Genomic DNA, 295 nt, shown 5'->3' with positions numbered 1-295 from the left:
TAGGACCATGCTGTTTCCATCTTCGGTTTCGACGCTCACCTCTGGAATTTCGTCGTCCTCAGAATAGTGGACAACAAGTGTGTATTCTTCCGAGTTGAAATCTGTGATTGTTGCTGCGGAGCCTTCAGCAAACCATTCTCCAAGGGCAAAGGTATCTTCGCCTGCGCCTCCCGTACCATAGTCACTGTTGCCCAAGACAAAAAGATCGTCGCCTTCACCCCCATTTAGGAAATCGCGTTCATCGGTGTCCTCACCGGTTTCCTCGCCCATCACAACGCCAACAATATGGTCGTCG

At 50.8% G+C, this 295-nt stretch carries 1 pseudogene; it reads right to left on the bottom strand.

Annotated features, from left to right (window positions below):
* Positions 1-295: pseudogene (locus tag AB9F29_RS22185) on the bottom strand (calcium-binding protein); the annotation flags it as partial.

Source organism: Falsihalocynthiibacter sp. S25ZX9 (assembly GCF_041205405.1).
GTDB classification, from domain to species: domain Bacteria; phylum Pseudomonadota; class Alphaproteobacteria; order Rhodobacterales; family Rhodobacteraceae; genus Falsihalocynthiibacter; species Falsihalocynthiibacter arcticus.
The sequence above is the reverse complement of the archived record's forward strand: the minus strand, read 5'-3'. Positions and strand labels throughout refer to the sequence as shown.